Below are 6,518 nucleotides of genomic sequence, written 5' to 3' on the forward strand. Positions count from 1 at the left end.
GTTTACTTATTTTTCTCCTAAAATAGCGAGTGGACTAAATACTTCATAATGAATACGGTCTTTCGATACACTCCATTTATTTAGGGCCTCATTGATTGCTTCCATAAAAGGAATAGGTCCGCAAAAATAAAAATTAGCTTCTTTTGATGGAACGATAGATTGCAGGAAGTCTAAACCTACGTATCCTTCTTTATCAAAATGCCCAGAGGTTCGATCGGCTTCTGTTGGTGCACCATAGACTACAAATGATTTTATATGTTGATGTTCATTCACTATTTGTTGCAGATGATCTTTAAAAGCATGTGTTTGACTATTGCTTGTTGCATGGATGAACGTAACCTGACGTTGTGGCTGCTTTTCTATAATGGTATTTAACATGCTAAGCAAAGGTGTAATGCCAATACCGCCACTAATTAGAACAACGGGTAAATCGGTGTTATCCAGTTCGAAGTCACCTGCTGGAGCAGAAAATTGCAGCGTATCTCTAACTTGCAGCTGTCTATGTATATAGTTAGATACAATTCCAGATGGAGCATCTCCATGGGCATCTTCACGTTTAACACTAATTCGGTAGTAATCCTTTCCAGGTGAATCCGAAAGACTGTAATGGCGTATGTGCGTATATTTCTCGCCAGTAATTTCAGCCTTAAGTGTTAGGTATTGCCCAGCATGGTAGGAGGCAATGGGTTTTCCGTCTGTAGGCTTTAGATAAAAGGAGGTTACCACATCACTTTCTTTTATCTTTTTATCGATATTGAAGCTTCGATATCCTTCCCATCCACCATGCTGATGTTCTGTTTCCTCATAAAGGTTTTTTTCAATATCAATAAAGGCATCTGCAATATAGCCATAGGCCTTTCCCCATGCCTCTATGATTTCATCTGTGGCTCCGTCACCCAACACATCTTTAACTGCTTGAAGCAACGTTTCACCTACAACCGGATACTGTTCAGGCTTGACCCCTATCGCACGATGTTTCTCAGTAACTCTTTTAATTACAGGTTTTATCGCTTCAAGGTTCGTAATATGTTCACCAGCAGCATAGACAGCATATCCCAAGGCCTCTTGTTGAATTCCTCTTTTTTGGTTCGTTTGGTTAAAAAGATTATACAAATCAGGAGCTTTTGAAAATAGTAATTCATAAAATCTCTTTCCTATTGGTTTACTATGTTCCTTGAGAACAGGTGCTGTTGACTGAACGATTTCTATGGTCTTAGCATCAAGCATGTTAAAATTTCCTCCTCAAATTTCAGGGATATATACTGTAAATAGCATTCCCACTAAATATTGGAGTAAACATGATATTTTGGTCCTGTTCACTTATCACTAACAAACCCAAACTTCTTACTATAGGCGACTTCCGCCCATTTTGAGATTTTTAAATCCTTAAGATAATTCAAAGACACCATACCTATTAGTACGGTGTCTTTTGTTATTTTAGTATCCTTGATAACTTAAACTACTGACCCTTTATATCAATAAGAACAAAGCTGCTGCTCAATATCACAAAAAAGTGTTATAGGGTCCAATTGATAAGCAATCCTGCTTGTGCTAACCCACCGCCGAAACCATATAATAAAATCTTCTCATCATTATTGAGCTTTCCTTCACTTACTCCTTGATCTAAAGCTAATGGTATTGTTGCTGAAGAAGTATTTCCATACTCCACTAAGCTATATAAAGTACGCTCAATTGGAAAGCCACTTCTATCACATATTGACTCAATCATTCTTAAATTTGCACTATGCGGTACGAACCAATCAACATCATTCAATTGATATTCAGCATTTTCAATCACAGTTTGCATTCCTTTTGGAACAGTAGTAACAGCCCATTTATAAACCTCACGTCCATTTTGAACAAGGTTGCCACTATTATTTAAGTCTTCACCATTTATACGTGTCGATAGGTTTGTACTATATAAATGTTTCCCGCCTTCTCCTTCCGAATATAAATGTGAAGAAATAAAACTTGGCTGTTTTTCATCATATTCTACAAGAACTGCTCCTCCGCCATCTCCAAATAAAATACAAGTGGCTCGATCTTCATAGTCCATAAGTTTTGATAAAGTATCAGCTCCAATAACAAGAACTTTCTTATTTAAACCAGATGTTACTAATCCATTAGCTACATGCAACCCATAAGTAAATCCTGCACAAGCAGCGTTTAAATCAATAGCTCCAGTATTCTTAATACCTAGCTTTGCTTGGACTAAAGAAGCTACACTTGGAGTGTTAAAATCAGGTGTAAAGGTACAGACAATAATCATATCAACATCTTCGACAGATTTATCATACCGTTCCATTAAATCCTTTACAGCTTTATAACTTATATCACTAGTAAACTCTTCTTCATGTGCAATTCTTCGCTCTTTAATACCAGTACGTTTAACAATCCATTCATCATTGGTTTCAACCATCTTTTCTAAGTCCTTATTTGTTAACCTTTTTTCTGGAACATAAGAACCTATCGCAGTAATACGTGCTTTGGATTTAAACATAGAATAGCCACCTCGTGTGTATGAATTGCATCATTTTATAACTTGATATCAACACCTGGTACTAATTATAAAGCAAAAAAAATCTAATGCAACTACCGGTCCCTTTAAACCCATAAGAAAAAGAGCCGGGCAAAGCAACTACTTTAAAGTAAAGCATCTGTTAGTTTCTTACAATCTCTAGAGAGACTGCCAAAAGTCATCTTCAAGACATTCCCTCTAATAACGTATTTCTTATAATTATATTGATAGCTTGAATAAATTCTGCTTGCATCACTGAACTTGTCAAAAAAAAATCCATACTCCTAGTTGATGCAGCTCTTACTTATTTATGATGACGACAGATTTGTTCTTGTCTTTCGAGGTTTTGTTCGACTGCATATGTAGTGCCCCATTCACACATTGTATTTAATACAGGTACAAAGGATTGACCCAACTCAGTTAAACTGTATTCTACTTTTGGTGGTACTTCTTTATATACTTCTCTTCGGACAAGCCCATCTCTTTCCAACTGCTTTAATTGGTCGGTTAAGACTTTCTGGGTAATGGCCGGTATTAGAATATAAAACTCTTTTGTCCTCATTGGTTTTTGACTCAGAAAAAAGAGGATTAAGCATTTCCACTTTCCTCCTACAGTATTCATGAAAATATTTATTCCAGTATTTAGACTCTTCATTCCTCATTCCTCCTGAATAGGCACATAAAGGTGGCTATGCCACTTTATTGTGCGTTATTTTCTTCTACATCATGGGTCCATTATACTCTGATTATGAAGCAAATATAACATTGGGAGTGAGCACGATGAGTGTAAGAGAGATTATAGAAAAAAGGCGTTCCGTAAGGCAGTATGATCCCGATTATAAAATTAGTCCAGAAACGTTGGCGACATTTATTGAAGGAGCCAGTAAATCGCCTAACGGAAACAATATTCAAGCAACACGATACCTGGTTATAGATGAACCATATTTAAAGAATTTGTTACTGCCCATTGCTTTTAATCAGCAACAGGTAATTGAAGCCTCAGTACTGATTGTTATACTAGGTGATTATCAAGCATTTGAAAAAGAAAATATCATAATGATACATGAGGATGAGTTTCAAAAAGGTTATTTTGACGCATCAGTAAGAGATTATCTAACAAACGCGGCAATCAATTATTATCTAAATAAATCAAAAGAAGATTTAAAGGTTGAATTAATAAGAGACGCAAGCCTGGCGTCAATGTCGTTAGTTTTATTGGCGAACGAGGCAGGTCTTGAAACCATTACAATGTCCGGGTATGATTCCGAACAATTAAAGTCAGCCTTAAAAATTTCTGATAGGTATTTAGATGTTATGCTTATTGCCATAGGGAAAGGAATTAAAGAAGGTCACAAAACAGTAAGACACGATGTTAACAAAGTCATTTATAAAAACAAAATATAGTGAGTGTAATTACTTTTTTAAAATTTGGATATTGGAAATTAGTGTGGAAAGAGAGTTAAAAAAAACCCTCTTCCCCTATCTTCTTATAGTTAAAACTCACACGAGTTACCAGTCTCTTTTATCATCCACATGCAGACTTATCATATAGTCATATTAACGTAACGGATTCATTTTAGTGTTTTTGTTTGTAATAGGTTACAGCGAGCGCAAGGGCCAGCACTGTTCCTTTGACGATATCCATCGCATAATATGGAACGGACATCATGATCAGCCCATTTTGTAGGATTCCGATCAGGACTGCTCCAACAAAGTTTCCAAAGGCATTCGGTTTTCCCGCTCCTAAAACGGAGGAACCAATGAAGGCTGCCGCGACGGCATCCATTAAATAGGGTGACCCTGAATTGATTTCCGATGTCATGACCCTTGAAGCAAGGACAATCCCCCCGAATGCAGCAAATAGAGCCGAAAGCAGATAGGCAAGGATTTTGTATTTATTAACCGATATCCCGGAAAGTCTCGCCGCTTCCTTATTTCCCCCAATCTAAAAAGGAATCAATCACATCTCTTACAAATTCCCATTCCAGGCGCTTTTGTTTAAATCCTTCTTCACCCACTGATGTAAGTCTGTAATATTTTCTTCTTCCTCCTGGTCCTTGCTCATCTTCCCAGTAAGAAGAAATCCATTCTCTCTTTTAATCTCTTTAAAGACAGATAAAGTGTACCTTCTTTTAATTCAAATTGGTCATCACTCTTTTCACGAACGATTTTGGCTAATTCATAGCCGTACATATCACTCCTATGTAAAAGTGACAGGATGAGCGTGTCTATATGACCTTTTAAGACTTCCTTATTAATATCCTACTTTTCCACATATTGGAATAAATATAATTTATATTACTTTATAATGCAAGGTATTCATTTAATAAAATATTACAAATTCAACTAACCGTTTTTTTAGTTATACCTGATTTAACACTCTCCTTTAGGTAAGTACCTATACTAAAAGTGCATACTTACATACTTGCAGAGTGCACTTTATACTTAAAATAAATAATAATTAAGGAGGAGAAATCTTTGAAAACTCTTGTTATCGTATCACACCCAAGTCTAGAAACATCCGTCATAAATAAGCGATGGGTAGAAGCGCTAAGGAAATATCCGGAAAAGTATACAGTACACGAATTGTATAAGGTTTACCCTGACGGAAACATTAATGCGGAAAAAGAACAGCAATTAATCGAATCGCATAGTAATCTTGTTTTACAGTTCCCTTTTTATTGGTTTAATTGTCCGCCTCTCCTAAAAAGATGGCTTGACGATGTTTTTACTTATGGTTGGGCTTATGGTTCAAATGGAGGCGATAAACTAAAGAATCGCAAAGCTGCATTAGCTGTATCTGCCGGAATTAACAAAGAGGATTATAGTGAAGAAGGAAGATATCGCTATACACTTGAACATTTATTATCTCCCTTTGAAACTACCTTCCTATACTGCAATGCAGATTATCGTTCATTCTTTGCGTTTTATGGTGCTGAAAATGAACCGTCCGCAAGCGAATTGGAAAATAGCGCACAAGATTATTTGAATTTTGTCGACAATCTTTAATAGGCAGTTTCATTAAAGAAGTATTTCCTTATTAGGGAAATACTTCTTTTGATTTATCAAAATGGCTACACCTACGGCCGTACAATCTCCTGAGCTGGCAAACTGTTTTTCTCTCCCCACTCGCACATCATATTTAACAATGGAATGAGAGATAGACCACGTTCAGATAATGAATATTCTACTTTCGGAGGTATTTGGGGAAATTCCTTGCGTATGATAAGGCCGTCTGCCTCCAGCTCTTTTAACATGATGCTTAGCGTTTTAAAGGAAATGGTGCCGATACTCCGCTTCAGCTGATTATGCCGCATAACCTTATTTTCAGACAGCCAATACATAATGATCATTTTATATTTGCCGCCTATTAAGGACAACGTATATCCAAAGCCAGTGTCATTTGGTTTCACGCCAGTCGGAACACAGGTTTCGCGCATAAGTTTACACTCTCCTTTGGTTAAGTATAGGATATGAATGTTCATACTTTACAATAGATCATTATCAATTTTATTGAAAGGTAAATAGGGTCCCTATAAAAATTTACTCCAACAATGAGGGATCAAAAAGTCCTCCTGCCCTATTTTAGCTTAAGTAAAAAGAGTTCATTATTAAGTAAAATGATGAAGATGCGAAAATTCATTTCCATGACCCGTCCCTTTTTTTAAAAGGAAAAATCCTGTTGCATATCCAACAGGATTTTTTTCATAATTTTGGATTTCTGCAGAGTAACGTAACGGATTCATTTTAGTGTTTTTGTTTGTAATAAGTTACAGCGAGCGCAAGGGCCAGCACTGTTCCTTTGACAATATCCATCGCATAATACGGAACGGACATCATGATCAGCCCATTTTGTAGTATTCCGATCAGGACTGCTCCGACAAAGGTTCCAAAGGCATTTGGTTTTCCCGCTCCTAAAACGGAGGAACCAATGAAGGCTGCCGCGACGGCATCCATTAAATAGGGTGACCCTGAATTGATTTCCGATGTCATGACCCTT

6 protein-coding genes and 3 pseudogenes are annotated in these 6,518 nt (G+C 36.7%); 2 read left to right on the plus strand and 7 right to left on the minus strand.

Annotated elements, in window-relative coordinates:
- Positions 1-6: 6 nt before the first annotated feature.
- The 3 genes from hmpA to V3595_RS21920 all read right to left on the minus strand — a co-directional run bounded on the left by hmpA (position 7) and on the right by V3595_RS21920 (position 3,173).
- Entirely contained in the window at positions 7-1,227 is a 1,221-nt protein-coding gene (gene hmpA / locus V3595_RS21910) for an NO-inducible flavohemoprotein (protein ID WP_485909528.1), read from the minus strand.
- A gap of 289 nt (positions 1,228-1,516) precedes the next feature.
- Entirely contained in the window at positions 1,517-2,500 is a 984-nt protein-coding gene (locus V3595_RS21915; protein WP_485909530.1) for a beta-ketoacyl-ACP synthase 3, read from the minus strand.
- A 322-nt stretch (positions 2,501-2,822) separates the two neighbouring features.
- Entirely contained in the window at positions 2,823-3,173 is a 351-nt protein-coding gene (locus tag V3595_RS21920; protein ID WP_485909532.1) for a winged helix-turn-helix transcriptional regulator, read from the minus strand.
- A 125-nt stretch (positions 3,174-3,298) separates the two neighbouring features.
- Here V3595_RS21920 and V3595_RS21925 point away from each other — a divergent pair, with 125 nt between their 5' ends.
- A complete protein-coding gene (locus tag V3595_RS21925; RefSeq protein ID WP_485909534.1) occupies positions 3,299-3,922 on the plus strand; it encodes a nitroreductase family protein in 624 nt (207 codons plus the stop codon).
- A gap of 172 nt (positions 3,923-4,094) precedes the next feature.
- Here V3595_RS21925 and V3595_RS21930 read toward each other — a convergent pair.
- Both V3595_RS21930 and V3595_RS21935 read right to left on the minus strand, forming a co-directional pair.
- Positions 4,095-4,463 (minus strand): annotated as a pseudogene (locus V3595_RS21930) (ABC transporter permease); the annotation flags it as partial.
- Positions 4,450-4,777: pseudogene (locus V3595_RS21935) on the minus strand (PadR family transcriptional regulator). The pseudogenes V3595_RS21935 and V3595_RS21930, both read right to left, overlap by 14 nt.
- Before the next feature lie 219 nt (positions 4,778-4,996).
- Between V3595_RS21935 and V3595_RS21940 the strand changes: the two are divergent.
- Positions 4,997-5,527 carry an NAD(P)H-dependent oxidoreductase gene (locus tag V3595_RS21940; RefSeq protein WP_485909536.1) on the plus strand — a complete coding sequence of 177 codons (531 nt, stop codon included), beginning with the start codon at positions 4,997-4,999 and terminating at the stop codon, positions 5,525-5,527.
- Positions 5,528-5,598: 71 nt separating this feature from the next.
- Here V3595_RS21940 and V3595_RS21945 read toward each other — a convergent pair whose 3' ends face one another.
- Entirely contained in the window at positions 5,599-5,958 is a 360-nt protein-coding gene (locus tag V3595_RS21945; RefSeq protein ID WP_485890939.1) for a winged helix-turn-helix transcriptional regulator, read from the minus strand.
- A 307-nt stretch (positions 5,959-6,265) separates the two neighbouring features.
- Positions 6,266-6,518, minus strand: a pseudogene (locus V3595_RS21950) (ABC transporter permease); the annotation flags it as partial.

Source organism: Bacillus sp. CFBP9009 (assembly GCF_036541465.1).
Taxonomy (GTDB): domain Bacteria; phylum Bacillota; class Bacilli; order Bacillales; family DSM-1321; genus Peribacillus.